Origin of the sequence: Acinetobacter sp. YH12200 (assembly GCF_013418175.1) — a bacterium.
In the GTDB taxonomy this organism is placed as follows: domain Bacteria; phylum Pseudomonadota; class Gammaproteobacteria; order Pseudomonadales; family Moraxellaceae; genus Acinetobacter; species Acinetobacter pseudolwoffii.
The window spans coordinates 108,151-123,966 of sequence record NZ_VPCO01000005.1 but is presented as its reverse complement, the minus strand read 5'-3'; the positions used below and the strand labels follow the sequence as shown (position 1 = coordinate 123,966).

Genomic DNA, 15,816 nt, shown 5'->3' with positions numbered 1-15,816 from the left:
ATGGCAGAACGCCTGAGTAATGACTTTCAATTTCTGGATGTCGCACGCCAAGATCCAGAGAAAAAAGAGCTTGATGTCCGCAAAGCAGAATTTGTGGAAATTTATAAACCGTTTACTGCGGAAATCGCTGCGAACCAGACTCATCGTTGTCTCGGTTGTGGTAACCCGTATTGTGAGTGGAAATGTCCGGTACATAACTACATTCCGAACTGGTTGAAACTGGTGGCTGAAGGACGTTTGTTTCAGGCAGCGGAACTGTGCCACCAGACCAATACCTTGCCGGAAGTCTGTGGTCGTGTCTGTCCGCAAGACCGTCTCTGTGAAGGGGCCTGTACCCTGAACGATGGTTTCGGCGCGGTCACCATTGGCAATGCTGAAAAATATATCAACGATACCGCCTTTGCTTTGGGCTGGCGTCCGGATATGTCTAATGTGAAGTGGACCAATAAAAAAGTCGCGATTATTGGTGCAGGTCCTGCCGGACTTGGCTGTGCGGATATTTTGGTTCGTGCCGGCGTAAAGCCAGTCGTGTTTGACAAACGTCCGGAAATTGGTGGTCTTTTAACATTTGGTATTCCAGAATTTAAAATGGAAAAAGATGTGATGAAACGCCGCCGTGAAATTTTCACCGGCATGGGCGTGGAATTCCGTCTCAATACTGAAATTGGCACCGATGTCACGATTGACCAGTTACTTAATGATTATGATGCGGTATTCATGGGCATGGGCACCTATACCTACATGAAAGGTGGTTTTGCCGGCGAAGACCTGGATGGTGTTGTTGATGCACTGGACTTCCTGATTGCCAATGTCAACCGTACTCAAGGCTGGGAAAAAGATCCGGCTGAATATATCAGCGTACAAGGCAAAAAAGTCATTGTGCTGGGCGGTGGTGATACAGCGATGGACTGTAACCGGACTTCGATTCGTCAAGGTGCTGAGACAGTCACTTGTGCTTATCGTCGTGATGAAGAAAACATGCCGGGTTCACGTCGTGAAGTACAAAATGCACGTGAAGAAGGGGTGGAATTTCAATTCAACCGTCAGCCAATCGAGATTGTCGGTGAAAATGGCAAAGTGACTGGCGTGAAATTTATTACTACTCAGCTAGGTGAGCCAGATAGCCGTGGTCGCCGTAGTCCAGAGCCGATTCCGGGTTCAGAAGAAATTCTTCCGGCGGATGCAGTCCTGCTTGCTTTCGGTTTCCGTACTAGTCCAGCAGATTGGTTCATCGATGTAGAAATTAATCTGGATGGTTCAGGTCGTGTCGTTGCTGCTGAACAGCAGCAATACAAGTTCCAGACCTCAAATCCGAAAATCTTTGCTGGTGGTGACATGGTTCGCGGATCTGACTTGGTCGTCACAGCCATCTGGGAAGGTCGTCAGGCCGCAGAAGGGATTCTGGATTATCTGGAAGTTTAACCGTTAAGAATAAGCTCAAATTATTCAAGAACACCCGCTACGGCGGGTTTTTTCATCTTCGATAATTTTTAATTTTAAAGTGTGAAGCATTAAAAAGATTATAAAAAGTAACAAAACTTTAGAAAATACTGTTTAAAATCAAATTAATTAAATAAATATCAATAAATAATTGAGGATAAACATCATGCGTCTATTCAAACAATCTTTAATAACCCTGATGCTGGCCAGTACCTTGACTCTCACAGGATGTGGCTATAACACTTTGCAGGTGAAAGATGAAGCGGTCACTGCGTCATGGTCTGAAGTGCAAAACCAGTATCAGCGCCGTGCCGATTTGGTGCCGAATCTGGTTAATGTGGTCAAAGGCTATGCCGCACATGAAGAACAGGTATTAACCGAAGTGACTCAGGCACGTGCCAATGTTGCCGGTTTAAAAGTAGATCGAGAAGTGCTGGAAGATCCTGAATTATTCCAGCGCTATCAGGAAGCGCAGTCGCAAATGACCAGTGCCTTGTCGCGTTTATTGGCGGTGACTGAAAATTATCCAGACCTGAAAGCCAACCAGCAGTTCCGTGATTTACAGGTACAGCTCGAAGGCACTGAAAATAGAATTGCTGTGGCACGTAACCGTTATATCACCACGGTTCAGGACTTTAATGGCTATGCGCGTCAATTCCCGCAAGTGATGACGGCAAAAGTGATTGGGATGGACACCAAACCAAACTTTAGTGCCGAGCAAAGTGCACAGAAAGCCCCGACAGTTTCATTTGATTAAGATCAAATTTTGCAAAAGAGAGAGTGGCTGCAATGAGGCATAATCTGGCGGCAAAATTCTGTGCTGGTTTGTTGATCAGTTTAAGTGCAAGTCTGAACAATCTGGCTTGGAGTGAGACCGCGACAGCAACGGATACCGAAGAAGTTATTGTTGCACGTGAAATATTGCAAAATCCGGCTGCGACTAATTCTCAAACGGCTACTGAAACAGCCTCAGCCCGGCAGCCACAAATTGCCAATGATATGGCCGAAGGCCAGATTCAGCGTGATTTACCCAGTCTAAATGAACCGGTGATTGATCAGGCCAATATACTCAGTCCAGCTGAAAAGCAGCAACTTAGTCAGCGTATTTTAAACTTGCATAATGCGGGCAAAGGCCAGGTTGGTGTCGTGATTGTTCCAACCACGGGACAGGAAGATATTTTTGATTATTCCATGCGCGTGGCTGATGCCTGGCAGCTCGGCTCGGCCAAACGGGATAATGGTTTGTTGATGACCATTGCCATCAATGATCGGCGCATTCAAATCTTGACTGGCTATGGGTTGGAAGGCGTGCTGCCCGATATCGTGGCAGGTCGGATTATCAATGACAAGATCACGCCATATTTTAAACAGGGCCAATATGCGCAAGGGATTGATGCAGGACTGGCTGAAATAGAACGGATTTTAAATCTGGATCCTGAAATTGCAGCACAGGCAGCGGATGAGCTGAAAGAGCGTCAGGAACAGGCCTATCAGGCACAAAAAGCATCGCAAGCAACGCTGAGTGCCGTCATCTTTATCGTCATTGCCGGTGTGATCGGCTCGATGATGTTTGGCCGGAAGCTGAGTGCGGCAACTGCAGCCGTGGCCGGGACTGCAGCTGGCTTGGTGAATGGACTGGGGCTGATTGCCAGTTTAATGATCGGGATAGGTGTATTTTTTGTTTTGATCACTTCGCTTGCCCAGCTGGTCTTACATGCCTTTATGGCAGGCGCAGGCCGTGGCGGTAGCGGCCGCGGTGGTTTTGGTGGTGGCGGCTTCGGCGGAGGCGGTGGTGGATTTGGTGGGGGAGGAGCATCAGGCTCATGGTAACAACAACAGATACGACAGAAATTGTCACGCGGCCGAAGCTGGAAGAGCATGCGCAGCCGAATTTTAAGCGCTGGCTAAAACATTTCTTTTATATGCCGGCAACCAAGCGTTTTTTCTCCAAGCAGGATCAGCATGCGATTGCAGTTGCGGTCGAAGAAGCCGAGCATGGGCATGTGGGGGAGATTCAGGTGGTGATTGAAGGTTGTTTGCCTTCACGATCTGCTTATTATCAAGATACCTTATGTCGGGCTCGTCAGTTATTTGCTGAAATTGGTGTTTGGGATACTGAATATAACAGTGGGGTACTGCTTTATTTGAACCTGTGCGAGCACAAGGTTGAAATTGTGATTGATCGTGGAATTAAAAATGCAACGACCCAGCAAGTCTGGGATGAAATCTGCCAAAATATTATTCAGCATTTAGTCCAGCAGCAGTTTAAAGAAGGGGTGATCGAAGGAGTGAAACTGATTGGAAAAGTTTTAGACCAGTACTATGATCGGAGAATAGATGATTTAAAGAATGAATTAGGGAATAAACCAATCATTCTGGGGTGATTTTAGTCAACTAATTGACAATTTTTGTCAGTTAGTTACACAAAATAAAACATAAGAATTACAAAAATAAAAATATTTTTTTAAAGTGCTGTTTTTTCTGTCAATTTTATTATAATAAAACTTGGCACATTTAGTGCTAACTATAAAATAAGCTAAATGAGCTTTTTCTTTAGGCTTATAAATAAACAATAAACATTTGTGGAGAATGTTATGAATACAATGCAGAAGGGCTTCACGCTCATCGAGCTTATGATTGTCGTAGCTATTATTGGTATTTTGGCTGCAGTGGCAATTCCTGCTTATCAAGACTACACCAAGCGTGCGAAAGTTTCTGAAGGTATTGCTTTAGCATCTGCTGCTAAAACAGCTGTTGTAGAAAATGCTGCAAGTGCTGCAGTTTATTCTTTAGGATATTCAGCTCCTACAGCGACTAAAGATGTAACTAGCGTTTTAATTGATGATGAAAATGGTGAAATTACAATAACTTATGCTGCACCAGTTCAGGCAGGTGGTACTTTGATTTTACGTCCATATACTGGTACAGCAGCAGTACCAGTAGCACTACCAAACTCTACAGTAGCAACAGGTTATACTCCACCTGCCACTCAAATTAATTGGGCATGTGGTGCGTTAGGTGCAGTAGCTCCAGCCGTTGCAGGTACTTTAGCATCTAAATTAGCACCATCAAATTGTCGTTAATTTAAGCTTAAAAAAAGACTGGTTTACCAGTCTTTTTTTATGTCTATTTTTATTCTCTGAGTATTCCTATGAAAAGTAAATGCGTTAGATTTTTTCTATGGCACTTTTTCATATCTATTTGTATAGCCATTATCGCCCTGCTTTGGGTATTTAATATTTGGTATCCGAGCCCATTGGCAAAAGCGACTGGTATTTTAAAAATATTTTTCATGCTTTTAGTAATTGATGTAATTCTTGGTCCTCTTTTAGGTTGTGTTGTTTATAAAGAAAAGAAAAAGAGCTTAAAATTTGATTTGGTAATTATTTTTTTACTGCAGTTTTCAGCACTTATTTATGGTCTGTATTCGATTTCACAAGCTCGTCCAGTTTGGATTGCTTATAATGTAGATCGTTTTGAACTTATTCGTGTCAATGATCTTATAACAGATGGTTTTGAAAATACTTATGCTGAATACCGATATCCAACGTGGTTAAAACCTAAATTTGTAGGTGTTGAAATTTCAAAAAACATTGAAGAAAAAAATCAAAATTTATTTGAAGAAGTATTGGGAGGTATTTCAATTGCACAGCGCCCAGAACGCTATGTCGACCTCATTGTGGTCAAACCACAAATACAAGAACGTGCACAAGACCTTATGCAATTAAAGCAGTTTAATGAAGCAGCTCAAGTTGAATCTATTTTAGCAAAATACCCAACAGCGAATGCATGGTTGCCTTTAAAAGCCAATGCGGAAGACATGGTGGTGCTAGTCAATAAAGACACCGCGGAAGTCGTCAAAATCGTCGACCTGCGTCCTTGGAACTAACATCCTTAAAATCTAAAAAGCAGATTACCCTTTAATCTGCTTTTTGTTTATCATGTGCCAAACTTCCACTGCTTGATATTTCCATGAAATTCACGCTCGCCCTTCTTGCCGCAATCCTGATCTCCCTTGCATGGCTTATGCCTATCCATTATCGTCCATGGGTCACCTATACCGGTGAGCTATATGCCTTCTTTGCATTATTTGCGCTCGCTGCAATCTGCCTCAAAGAAAAATTAAAAATTCCAGCTATTAGTTTTCCTTTATTGCTCCTCGCTGGTGTACCGCTGATCCATTTTTTAACAGGACAAGTGTTTTTCTTTAGCATCGCCATGATGGGCTGTATTTTTGTCTTTAGTTTTTGGTTGGCAAGTGTGTTGGGTTATCAGCTTTCAACAGGAAACTATAGCCGAGAAGAAACCTTTACTAATCTAAGCTATGTATTTCTATCATCAGGTACAGCCACAGGAATTATTGCGATATGCCAATGGACCAATCTGGACGCGACTTTACCAGGTATGGTGAATATCAGCGGTAATCAGCGGCCCTATGCCAACTTCGCCCAGCCAAATAATATGGCAACTTTTTTAGTCATGGCATTGATGAGCTGCCTTTACGTATATGAAAAGAAAAAAATCCAGACCAAGTGGCTATTTGCCTGCGCTGCAGTGATTGTTATGGGAGTGGCTTTAAGTCAGTCGCGTACTGCTTGGGTGGCTGCCATCGCGATCATACTGTATCTGGCGTTCTATCAATATAAAGGCATCATTCGCCTGAAATGGTACTACAGCACTGCTTGGTTCATCTTCTTTATTGCTTGTATCGTAGCTTCTCCATTACTCAGTCAGCTCGCTGCCCAAGCGATAGATGCGGATGTCGTGCAAAGCCGTGATGTGGTATCGCGTGCCACCGGTGATATGTCACGCCTCGCAATCTGGGAGCAGATGCTGGCTGCAATTCAGGCGCAGCCATGGTTTGGCTATGGCTGGTATCAGACCAGTGTGGCTTTTGTTTCGATCAGCGATACGGTGCAAGGTCCGGTCTGGATTCGTAGCGCGCATAATTTTATTCTGGACTTTTTGATCTGGAATGGACTGCTCATCGGTCTGCCATTTCTGGCCTATTTGGGTTATTTGGGCTATCAGTTGCAAAGATGGGTTAACACACCAGAATCTGTCATCGGGATCTTGATGATTGGAGCATTTGTCACCCATGCCATGTTTGAGTTTCCACAGCACTATGCCTATTTCCTGTTGCCGGTGGGTTTTATTCTGGGCACGGTCTTGGCACAAAATCCGAAAATTAAAACCATTACCTTGCCTTCGATATGGCTGAAACTGACTTTCAGTCTTGGATTGCTCTTGTTGGTCGTAATTTATCGAGATTACGATACTGCTGTACCAAAACTCGGACAAAGTATTCGCTATGAAATGCAGCCTGAAAACATCACCAATGAAAAGCCAATCTATCTGCTGACCGAGTTTAATCACCGGATTGACTGGATCAGGGTCAATCCTTATCGCAAGATGAGCGAAGATGAAATTCATCAATATGAAAAGTTGGTGGTGAGCTATCCAACCAAATACAACTTTTTAAAATATATTCGTTTATTGGCGTATAACGGCTATGTCGATGAAGCACAGCATCAACTGCAGCGTTTAAATACGATTCAGAAAACTGAACTGAGCTATGCAGAGGTGACTCGGGATATGTCGCGCTAATAAGTACAAAAAAGCCAGCATCTGCTGGCTTTTTGATTTTAAATCGAATCTTAGAGCTGACTTTGAATATAGTTTTCGATACCTACACTTTCAATCAGATCAATTTGCGTGGTGGTCCAGTCCAGATAGTTTTCTTCTTTTTCCAGAATTTCCTGTACCAGATCGCGGGTCACATAATCCATTTCCGTTTCAGCCAGTGCCACAGCTTTCTGAATGGTCTCAATGTTTTCTTTAACTTTACGTACATCACAATGCAGCACTTCTTGAGTATGCTGGCCGATATACAGTTTGCCCAGATGTTGCAGATTCGGCAGACCTTCTAAAAATAAAATCCGTTCAATAATTTTATCGGCATGCTTCATCTGCACAATCGATTCTTTATATTCTGCCGAGCCCAGTTTCTCAATGCCCCAGTCATTAAACATGCGCGAATGCAGGAAATACTGGTTAATTGCAGTTAGGTGGTGATACAACACCTGATTGAGCTGATTAATCACATCACGATTGCCTTTCATCACATAACTCCATTTGAACCTGTTTTATCTTTCTAAGAAAGCACTCTAAGGATGATAGTAAAGCAAGTCAGGGGGCAATGGCGAGTAATTTATGGAACAGCAAATGAAAATCGCAATCAAATCGATCCAGGCTTAGATCAACGGCAATAAAAACCCGCCAGAGTCAGAGGCGGGGGAGGAGGAATGATCTGAGATCATTGATTTATGATTATCTTTATTCGGTTTAGGCGGCCACAGCCAAACGGGCCGCAATTTGTGAAACTTCATCACTGATGATCATACGGGCTTCTGGTGCACAGCGGCCACAGCAGGTTCCCAAGTCCAATATATCGCGCACATCACGATACGTTTCAGCGCCATTTGCAATAGCATCTTTAATGTCTTGATCTGTAATGCCACGGCATAAACAAACGTACATAGGACACAACCACAGTGTTTAAATAAGATAAGTAATATTATTGATAATTGTTATCGTTTGTCAATAAAAATCATTTGAAATAGCTTTTATTGTGATTGGTGATTTAGATAAAAAAATATCACTCTAGCAAAAATCCGATTATTGCTCGGGTTTTTGCTAGAGTGATTCATGATTGCAAACGAAATATAGAAGTTTAAGTGTTACATAAATTTTAAAAATTATTGCTGAATGATGACAACGCCATCCATCTCGACCAGAGCATCTTTTGGCAGGCTGGCAACACCGAGTGCTGCACGTGCTGGATAAGGCTGGGCAAAATATTCACCCATAATCTGGTTCACCAGCTGGAAGTGCGATAAATCAGTCAGATAAATATTCAGTTTGGCGATGTCTGCCAGAGAGCCACCGGCCGCTTCGCAGACGGCTTTTAAATTATCGAATACACGGCGAATCTGTGCTTCAATGCCTTCAACCAATTCCATACTATAAGGATCTAAGCCAATTTGACCAGATAGATATAAGGTATCACCGACTAAAATGGCTTGCGAATAGGTGCCAATCGCAGCAGGGGCATTTTCAGTATGGATCACTTGGCGGGACATTAATTTCTCCTTTTATCATCAACATACATCATATTCGATCAATCCAGCCGACAACAGCATTATCGTTTTAAATGATTAACTCGCTTTAGATGCTTCGCTCAGAATGACGGGCCGGGTCAGACGGGTAATTCTTGGAAAACCGAAATACATACGCAGGTCCCGGATGATCTGGGCAATCTGTTTGCGGTTATGCACCACGATATTGACATAGGTCTGCTCATCCTGGGTGCGCACCATCTCTACCCCTGAATGTGCTTTACGACATTGATAAATCAGGTCAGAAATCTGCTCATCATCCATGGCCAGATCAATGCTGAGATAGGCGCTAAAGCTGATATCGTCCAGATCATCGGCAGTCCACTGCAAGGGCATGATATTTTCAGGGTGCTGATGCTGTTCGTGTAGCAGGTTATGACAGCGTGAACGGTGCACAATCAGGCCACGACGAGTCAAATGACCCTGAATCGGATCGCCCAGCACCGGATTACAGCAATGCGCATATTTGACATCCACACCTTCAGTGCCCTGAATCAGGCGCCCTGAGCTGGCAATGTTTTGATGCTGGTCTTGGGCGAATAAATGATTGGCCACCAGTTGCGGCAATAAGTCACCGACTGCAATCTGCTCAAACAGCTGCTCCTGAGTGGCAATATGGCGCCATTCCAGCAGGTTTTTCCAGTCCGCTTCGGTCAGATCCCGGATCGAACGATGAAACAGTTTTAGGGCACGATTCAGTGCTTGCTGACCGACCAGACGCTGTTCGTCCAGATCCTGATCGCGCAGGATATTCTGAATGGCACGGCGGGCTTTCTGGGTATTGATAAAGCTGAGCCAGTCCGGATTTGGGGTGGCAAGAACATCGGTAATGATTTCGACCACCTGGCCGCTGACTAGCGGAGTAGAGAGCGGTTTGGTCTCATTGTTAATTTTCGCCCCGATGGCATGGTTACCGAGAAACAGGCTGGCCGCATAAGCAAAATCAACCGCTGTCGCACCTTGCGGCAATTCGTGTAAATGCCCATGCGGGGTATACACCCAGATTTTTTCCTGATGCAGATAATCCAGTAATTCACTAAAGGTGGTTTTGGCGCATTCACCATCGACCAACACGTTCAGATTTTGCATCGAGGCCTGAATTGCAGAACGACAGGCTTGGGGGGCATTTTCACCCAGTACCACACCAAAACGTGCGGCTTTACGCATCAGTTCGGTTTGAATGGTGAGCGATAACGTGGTTTTTTCACCTTTTAAACGCATCATCAAGGACTGGTTGCCACCGGGTAATGGACGGCGAATATGATCTTCATAGCTTTGAATTTTAAAGCTTTGAGTCAGAATCTCTGCCAGACGGTCACAATCGGCAATGCTTTGTAAAATAATTTCAAAGGCGTGGCTATGGGTTAGCTCTTGCAGGTCAATATCATTTTTAACAAAATGACGTAACAGCTCAATATTGTTATTTTTCTTTTTGATTCGACCTTCAATTTTATAGTCTTCTAAGAGATCATTCAGCTTTTGTTCCCAGATCGCCTGATATTCACAACGTTTTGGCTTGGTTTCTAACAGTGCTGCCTGAACGTTGTTATACATGTCCAGATCAAGATTCTGATAACACAGATGTTCCAGATTGTCGGCCATTTCATTCATGCCGACAATACGTGCCATCGGCACAAAAATTTCAAAGGTTTCACGGGCAATACGCGCGCGTTTGTCCGGGCGCAGCGCTTCCAAAGTGGTCATGTTGTGATAGCGGTCGGCCAGTTTCACAATAATGACACGTGGATCCTGTAAGGTGGCTTGCAGGATTTTTCGGAATGACGCGGCTTTATTATATTCTTTATCGCTGGAATGACTCAGTTTGGTCACGCCATCGACCAGCTCGGCCACGGTAAAACCAAAAGTCTCGCTGATATCATCCTTGTTGAAGTCGGTATCTTCAATCACATCATGCAATAAAGCAGCCATGAGGGTTTCAGTGTCCAGACGCATATGCGCCAAGATACAGCTCACCGCAATCGGATGCAGGATATAGGGTTCACCACTTTTACGCACAATTCCGTCATGCGCGATATCTGCATAATCACAGGCCGCAAGCACACGTTCGACATCACGTTCATTTAAATACGCGTCGATCATCATCTCTAACTGTTGCTTGGCTTGACTGACCTGTGGGCCTGGCATAAAACACCTTTAAAACTGAGTTTCTTACAAATAAAACCATGAAAGCTTTGATAAATATGAATTGTAGCGCTTGCCAATTTTTTACTTTAACAAATAGAAAGCGGATTCAAGTTCGATAGCTAACCCTTATGTTATAACCGTTCTGGCATAAATATAAAAGTCACATAACAAAAAAAGCCTAGTTTAAAACTAGGCTTTTTTTGTGACGATATCTTATTGGAAAGAAAAACCGTCTAAGTTTAGATTATTTGCAGAAAGTGCAAGGTCCAGACTTGATGTTTGATAGTCCTGATCACGTTGTTTCAAAATATCTTTAGATACATGACCTGCAGCGATTTCACGTAAAGCAACAACAGTCGGTTTGTCATTGTCCCATTCTACAGTTGGTTCAATACCTTGACGTGCCAATTGACGCGCGCGCTTGCTTGCCACTAGTACAAGCTCAAAGCGGTTGTCTACATGGTCTAAACAATCTTCAACGGTGACGCGTGCCATAAGAATTCTCGTTTGAATAATAAATTTTAACAGACTGCACAGTATAAAAGGCTTTGTCTATAGACTCAAGTTTTAATCACTGTTCAGTGGGTGTGATCAGTTGCTGAATCAGTTTTTCATGACGGTTGGCTTGTTGTGACAAGGTCAAACGGTTGGCGATAATGACCGCTTCGAGATCATGCAGCGCCTTGTTAAAGTCATCATTGATAATAATATAGTCAAAGTTGCTATATTGCTGCATATCTTCCACTGCACAGCTCAGACGATGTTCAATCACATCAACTGTATCGGTACCCCGGTTAGACAGACGTTCACGCAGGTCAAACTGACTTGGTGGCAAGATAAAAATTTGTTTAGATTCAGGAAAAAGTCGACGGACTTGTTGTGCACCTTGCCAGTCAATTTCCAGCAGCACATCATGGCCTTTGGCCAATTGTTCTTTAACAGTCGCCTGCGCGGTACCGTAGTAATTACCGAATACTTCTGCGTATTCAATAAAACCACCTTCATTGACCAGATTTAAAAAATCGTCTTTCTGGGAGAAATGATAGTGTACGCCATCGAGTTCGCCAGGTCGTTGACCGCGTGTGGTATGGGACACAGAAACGTGAAGGTTATTGACACGCTCAAGTAGGGCTTTAACAAGGGATGTTTTGCCTGTTCCAGACGCTGCAGAAACGACAAACAAGAGACCCGACATGATATTTTTCCTGATATGATAAAATATCTTCTCTATTTTAGAGTAGACCGGCTTTAAACTAAATAGTTACCAGTCGATTGTTTGACATTTATTTCAATTGAACCGCTAAAAATGGTGTGAGTATTGAGGATTCTATGGAAATTGTTTTAGCCAACCCACGTGGTTTTTGTGCTGGTGTAGATCGTGCCATTGCGATCGTGAACCGTGCCCTAGAATGCTTTAATCCACCGATTTATGTGCGGCATGAAGTGGTACATAACAAATTTGTAGTCGATGACCTGCGTCAGCGTGGCGCGATCTTTGTCGATGAACTCGATGAAGTGCCCGATGACAATATTGTGATTTTTAGCGCACATGGGGTTTCCAAGGCGGTACAGCTTGAAGCCGAACGCCGTGGTTTAAAGGTTTTTGATGCAACTTGTCCATTGGTCACCAAGGTGCATATTGAAGTGACCAAATATGCGCGTGAAGGCGTAGAAGCCATTCTGATTGGTCATGAAGGCCACCCTGAAGTCGAAGGTACCATGGGTCAGTATGACAAGAAAAATGGTGGTGAAATTTATCTGGTCGAAGATGAAGAAGATGTTGCTGCCTTAACTGTGCATCATCCTGAAAAAGTGGCTTTTGTCACTCAAACGACTTTATCGATTGATGATACGGCGAAAGTGATTGATGCTTTACGCCAAAAGTTCCCGCTGATTCAAGGGCCGCGTAAAGATGATATCTGCTACGCCACACAGAACCGTCAAGATGCAGTACGAGATCTAGCCGAGCGTTGTGATGTTGTACTTGTGGTGGGTTCGCCAAATTCATCGAACTCCAACCGTCTACGTGAGTTGGCAGAACGTATGGGTAAAGCAGCTTATCTGGTTGATAATGCCGATGAACTCAAACAGGAATGGTTTGAAGAAAATGCTCAGATTGGCGTAACCGCCGGAGCCTCTGCACCAGAAATTCTGATTAAACAAGTCATTCAGCGTTTACAGGATTGGGGTGCCCAAGCACCTAAAGAGCTAGATGGTCGTGAAGAAAATATTACATTTAGTTTACCCAAAGAGTTACGTATTCCAGTAACTCAAGCCTAAAGTGTTAAGTACTTAACATTCTGAATTTTTTAGGAATTGACAGATAATTGCTTTTTGGCAATTATCTGTTTTTTTATGCCTTTTATCCTTATTTGTGTTTGTTTTGTAATTTAATTAGATATTATTTTTAATAGGGTAAAGTTTGGCGCGCCTTGGGGGGAGTATGCAGAAAAATAAAGGATTTACGTTAATTGAATTGATGGTGACGATTGCGGTGTTGGCGATTATTGCAGGAATGGCTGCGCCTTCGTTTATTAAATTAGTTCGAAATTATCAATTAACCACAGATACTCGTGATTTTATTGATCTGTTGGCTGAAACTCGTTCAGAAGCGATTTTTAAGCAGAAACCACAAATTTTAGCTGTAAATACAACGGTTGCAGATTCATATAAAACTTGGGTGCCGTCTCATATTCAAAAAGATAGTGGTGATACGTCTATAACATTTAAACGCTTAGGTCAGACAGATAATGCAGAGTGCTTTATTTTTTCACATAAAAGTGATTCAACATTAAAGGCTTATGTTTATGTACAAAAAGGTGGAACAGTCGTGTACAACAAATCTTTAACCAGTTGCCCAACCTGAAATTAGGGAAAAATATAATGATAAATTCTCAAAAAGGTGTTGGTCTGATAGAGGTGTTGGTCGCTCTCATACTGCTTAGTATTGCAGTATTAGGCTTTGTTGCATTACAAATTCGAGCTGTTACAGCAACGACTGAAGCCAGTATGAATGTTCAAGCGACTAATATTGCACGTGATTTGGCCGAAAGAATGCGTATGAATCGGGAAGGCTTACTTGATTATAAAAGTGATGAGAGTGCGGCAACGAAGTGTGCTGCAGAATTTTGTACACCTAAAGAAATGGCTCAATACGACTATGCGCAAGTAAGTAAACACGCTACCGATTTAGGTATGAATATGAATGTTTTAAATTGCCAAGGCTCAACATTAGTTCGTAAATGTGTATATGTTGCATGGGGCGGTACTACAGCAACAAATGGTACGGCAGCAACAGACTGTACAAACGGTGCAGCATATATCCCAAATGCACAATGTATCATTATGGAGGTCTATAACTATGGAAGCTAATAGACATACGACTTCTTATCACTCGATCAACGGTAATCGAGTCAATGCTGGCTTCACCTTAATCGAGCTTATGATTGCATTAGCATTGGGTTTAATCATCGTTGCTGCAGGTTTGGCTATCTTTTTTAGCAGCTCAAGATCCTTAAATTTACAAAATAGCATGGGCGAATTACAACAAAATGCGAATTTTGGCTTATCTGTAGTTACGCATGATATTCGTCATGCAAACCTAAATACATTGTCTTCTCAGCGAGTAAACAATATCACTAATGGTTCAGGTGTCATTTTTACTAAAGAAAATCTTCCAACCACTTTAGCTGCTTTTAGTGATATGGAAAGTAAATACGCGACTGCACAAGATAAAGATGCTGATAACACTTCGGGGAATAGTGATCAATTTACAATGCAATATGTTCCTGCGGAAGAAACAATTACTGATTGCGAAGGAAATAACATTGATGATGCTTCATCAAAAATTATTGTACAACGCTATTTTGTTGCTGAAGCACCACAACAAGTTGCAGGTGAGCCAACGTCTTATTCTTTGTATTGTGATGCCGGTTCTTATGAATCGACTAGCACAACGATAGACGGTTTGGGTGTGAATGCACAACAAATTATGCAACGAGTAGATGCATTTAAAATACGTTTAGGTGTTAAGAATCCAGCTGGAAACTTAAGATATATGACGATTAGTGATTATAAAGATGAGATGGATGGTATTTTAGATGCCGAGCCTTGTGAGGCTGATAAATATGCGACGTCTTGTACAAATACTTATTTAAATGTGGTTTCAATTGATGTTGGCGTATTATCTCGTTCGACTGGCACAATTGGGGCAGATGCAAGTCTAAATACAAAAAAGACATTTGAAGTGGCAGGACAGAATGTAACTTTAAAAGGTGATGAGGCATTAAACAAAAAATATCTTCGCCAAGCTGTAAATCAAGTCGTTGCTATTCGTAATACATTGGGGGCATCGTAATGAATCAACAAAAAGGTGCGACATTAATTACAGTATTAATTATTTTAGTCATTATTACTTTAATAGGAACAATTGCGGTGAAATCGGGTATTTTGGGGCTTAAAATTGCTACGAATAGCCAGGTTAATTCGCTACTTATGGGGAATTCTGACTCAGCATTATTTAATATTGAAAACCCAAATCAAATTGCAAGACAAATGGCATTAGATGGCATGTTTGCTTATTTCAACTCTGCGGCAAATGCAAAAGATGAATTGGTTTTTTGCTATAGAGCTAGTGAAAGTAGTTTTTTTAAGTTGTCAAAAGCAAGTGCAATTTCTGCAGATGGTTCAACGACTAAGCAAGGTGTTAGTGGATTTTGTAAAGCAAATCAGTTTTCAATGGGACGTTCGGCTGTTATTTCCCAAATTTATTTAACTAAAAATACAACGACCGAAGCGCCGTTTAGTAGTGTTCCTAAGGGTACCAGTGTTGGTCAAAGCCCAGTTCCATCAAGCACCAATAATATTGGTGCGACAGTAATTTCTATATTACCAAGTTTTTCTGCTGCATCTAAAGCTGATATTGAAACTTGCTTTAAAAAGAAAAGTTCAGAAGTAGCAGCATGTTTTGATGGTTTAAATATTCCATACAATATGCAACATTCTGATTATGTCGTTGGCGGTCAGCCGAAATTGGTATCGTAAGGAAAGAGGG

Annotated in this window: 18 protein-coding genes; 12 read left to right on the top strand and 6 right to left on the bottom strand. The window is 42.4% G+C overall.

What is annotated here, in order from left to right; genetic code table 11:
• The 7 genes from FTU90_RS04760 to FTU90_RS04730 all read left to right on the top strand — a co-directional run bounded on the left by FTU90_RS04760 (position 1) and on the right by FTU90_RS04730 (position 7,047).
• Positions 1–1,422 (top strand): FAD-dependent oxidoreductase, encoded by a 1,422-nt coding sequence (locus tag FTU90_RS04760; RefSeq protein ID WP_180049921.1) that lies wholly within the window; start codon positions 1–3, stop codon positions 1,420–1,422.
• 184 nt (positions 1,423–1,606) lie between these two features.
• Entirely contained in the window at positions 1,607–2,197 is a 591-nt protein-coding gene (locus FTU90_RS04755; protein WP_180049920.1) for a LemA family protein, read from the top strand.
• A 32-nt stretch (positions 2,198–2,229) separates the two neighbouring features.
• A complete protein-coding gene (locus FTU90_RS04750) occupies positions 2,230–3,270 on the top strand; it encodes a YgcG family protein (protein WP_180071984.1) in 1,041 nt (346 codons plus the stop codon).
• Positions 3,264–3,824 (top strand): TPM domain-containing protein, encoded by a 561-nt coding sequence (locus FTU90_RS04745; protein WP_180071983.1) that lies wholly within the window; start codon positions 3,264–3,266, stop codon positions 3,822–3,824. The genes FTU90_RS04750 and FTU90_RS04745 overlap by 7 nt, the downstream gene beginning before the upstream one ends.
• 210 nt (positions 3,825–4,034) lie before the next feature.
• Positions 4,035–4,523, top strand: coding sequence for a pilin (locus FTU90_RS04740; protein ID WP_180071982.1), 489 nt, complete (start codon positions 4,035–4,037; stop codon positions 4,521–4,523).
• Between the two features lie 68 nt (positions 4,524–4,591).
• A complete protein-coding gene (tfpZ, locus tag FTU90_RS04735) occupies positions 4,592–5,329 on the top strand; it encodes a TfpX/TfpZ family type IV pilin accessory protein (RefSeq protein ID WP_180071981.1) in 738 nt (245 codons plus the stop codon).
• 83 nt (positions 5,330–5,412) lie between these two features.
• Positions 5,413–7,047, top strand: coding sequence for a PglL family O-oligosaccharyltransferase (locus FTU90_RS04730; protein WP_180071980.1), 1,635 nt, complete (start codon positions 5,413–5,415; stop codon positions 7,045–7,047).
• Between the two features lie 50 nt (positions 7,048–7,097).
• Here the strand turns inward: FTU90_RS04730 and bfr are convergent, their stop codons facing one another.
• The 6 genes from bfr to gmk form a co-directional block, all read right to left on the bottom strand.
• On the bottom strand, positions 7,098–7,562 hold the full coding sequence (bfr, locus tag FTU90_RS04725) for a bacterioferritin (RefSeq protein WP_004896252.1): 465 nt from the start codon (positions 7,560–7,562) through the stop codon (positions 7,098–7,100).
• Between the two features lie 223 nt (positions 7,563–7,785).
• A complete protein-coding gene (locus FTU90_RS04720) occupies positions 7,786–7,980 on the bottom strand; it encodes a bacterioferritin-associated ferredoxin (protein ID WP_004732422.1) in 195 nt (64 codons plus the stop codon).
• Positions 7,981–8,198: 218 nt separating this feature from the next.
• Positions 8,199–8,582, bottom strand: coding sequence for a RidA family protein (locus FTU90_RS04715; protein WP_005263848.1), 384 nt, complete (start codon positions 8,580–8,582; stop codon positions 8,199–8,201).
• 75 nt (positions 8,583–8,657) lie between these two features.
• Positions 8,658–10,763: a bifunctional (p)ppGpp synthetase/guanosine-3',5'-bis(diphosphate) 3'-pyrophosphohydrolase gene (locus FTU90_RS04710; protein WP_159516313.1), complete on the bottom strand. Its 2,106-nt coding sequence runs from the start codon at positions 10,761–10,763 to the stop codon at positions 8,658–8,660.
• A gap of 213 nt (positions 10,764–10,976) precedes the next feature.
• A complete protein-coding gene (gene rpoZ, locus FTU90_RS04705) occupies positions 10,977–11,258 on the bottom strand; it encodes a DNA-directed RNA polymerase subunit omega (protein ID WP_004650579.1) in 282 nt (93 codons plus the stop codon).
• A gap of 76 nt (positions 11,259–11,334) precedes the next feature.
• Entirely contained in the window at positions 11,335–11,958 is a 624-nt protein-coding gene (gene gmk, locus FTU90_RS04700; RefSeq protein WP_074383620.1) for a guanylate kinase, read from the bottom strand.
• 134 nt (positions 11,959–12,092) lie between these two features.
• On the opposite strand from gmk, the gene ispH reads away from it, so the two are divergent.
• From ispH to FTU90_RS04675, 5 genes are all read left to right on the top strand, one after another.
• Positions 12,093–13,043, top strand: a complete 951-nt coding sequence (ispH, locus tag FTU90_RS04695) for a 4-hydroxy-3-methylbut-2-enyl diphosphate reductase (RefSeq protein WP_005168840.1) — start codon at positions 12,093–12,095, stop codon at positions 13,041–13,043.
• A 163-nt stretch (positions 13,044–13,206) separates the two neighbouring features.
• Entirely contained in the window at positions 13,207–13,629 is a 423-nt protein-coding gene (locus FTU90_RS04690) for a Tfp pilus assembly protein FimT/FimU (RefSeq protein ID WP_180049906.1), read from the top strand.
• A gap of 17 nt (positions 13,630–13,646) precedes the next feature.
• Complete coding sequence (gene pilV, locus FTU90_RS04685; protein WP_180049904.1) at positions 13,647–14,135, top strand: type IV pilus modification protein PilV; 489 nt, start codon at positions 13,647–13,649, stop codon at positions 14,133–14,135.
• 25 nt (positions 14,136–14,160) lie between these two features.
• A complete protein-coding gene (locus FTU90_RS04680) occupies positions 14,161–15,120 on the top strand; it encodes a PilW family protein (RefSeq protein WP_373687589.1) in 960 nt (319 codons plus the stop codon).
• Positions 15,120–15,806, top strand: a complete 687-nt coding sequence (locus FTU90_RS04675; protein WP_180049901.1) for a pilus assembly protein PilX — start codon at positions 15,120–15,122, stop codon at positions 15,804–15,806. The genes FTU90_RS04680 and FTU90_RS04675 overlap by 1 nt, the downstream gene beginning before the upstream one ends.
• Positions 15,807–15,816 lie beyond the last annotated feature (10 nt).

Coding starts and splice junctions, on each gene's coding strand:
- FTU90_RS04760 (WP_180049921.1), top strand. CDS start 1: ATGGCAGAACGCCTGAGTAATGACTTTCAATTTCTGGATGTCGCACGC.
- FTU90_RS04755 (WP_180049920.1), top strand. CDS start 1,607: ATGCGTCTATTCAAACAATCTTTAATAACCCTGATGCTGGCCAGTACC.
- FTU90_RS04750 (WP_180071984.1), top strand. CDS start 2,230: ATGAGGCATAATCTGGCGGCAAAATTCTGTGCTGGTTTGTTGATCAGT.
- FTU90_RS04745 (WP_180071983.1), top strand. CDS start 3,264: ATGGTAACAACAACAGATACGACAGAAATTGTCACGCGGCCGAAGCTG.
- FTU90_RS04740 (WP_180071982.1), top strand. CDS start 4,035: ATGAATACAATGCAGAAGGGCTTCACGCTCATCGAGCTTATGATTGTC.
- tfpZ (WP_180071981.1), top strand. CDS start 4,592: ATGAAAAGTAAATGCGTTAGATTTTTTCTATGGCACTTTTTCATATCT.
- FTU90_RS04730 (WP_180071980.1), top strand. CDS start 5,413: ATGAAATTCACGCTCGCCCTTCTTGCCGCAATCCTGATCTCCCTTGCA.
- bfr (WP_004896252.1), bottom strand. CDS start 7,562: ATGAAAGGCAATCGTGATGTGATTAATCAGCTCAATCAGGTGTTGTAT.
- FTU90_RS04720 (WP_004732422.1), bottom strand. CDS start 7,980: ATGTACGTTTGTTTATGCCGTGGCATTACAGATCAAGACATTAAAGAT.
- FTU90_RS04715 (WP_005263848.1), bottom strand. CDS start 8,582: ATGTCCCGCCAAGTGATCCATACTGAAAATGCCCCTGCTGCGATTGGC.
- FTU90_RS04710 (WP_159516313.1), bottom strand. CDS start 10,763: ATGCCAGGCCCACAGGTCAGTCAAGCCAAGCAACAGTTAGAGATGATG.
- rpoZ (WP_004650579.1), bottom strand. CDS start 11,258: ATGGCACGCGTCACCGTTGAAGATTGTTTAGACCATGTAGACAACCGC.
- gmk (WP_074383620.1), bottom strand. CDS start 11,958: ATGTCGGGTCTCTTGTTTGTCGTTTCTGCAGCGTCTGGAACAGGCAAA.
- ispH (WP_005168840.1), top strand. CDS start 12,093: ATGGAAATTGTTTTAGCCAACCCACGTGGTTTTTGTGCTGGTGTAGAT.
- FTU90_RS04690 (WP_180049906.1), top strand. CDS start 13,207: ATGCAGAAAAATAAAGGATTTACGTTAATTGAATTGATGGTGACGATT.
- pilV (WP_180049904.1), top strand. CDS start 13,647: ATGATAAATTCTCAAAAAGGTGTTGGTCTGATAGAGGTGTTGGTCGCT.
- FTU90_RS04675 (WP_180049901.1), top strand. CDS start 15,120: ATGAATCAACAAAAAGGTGCGACATTAATTACAGTATTAATTATTTTA.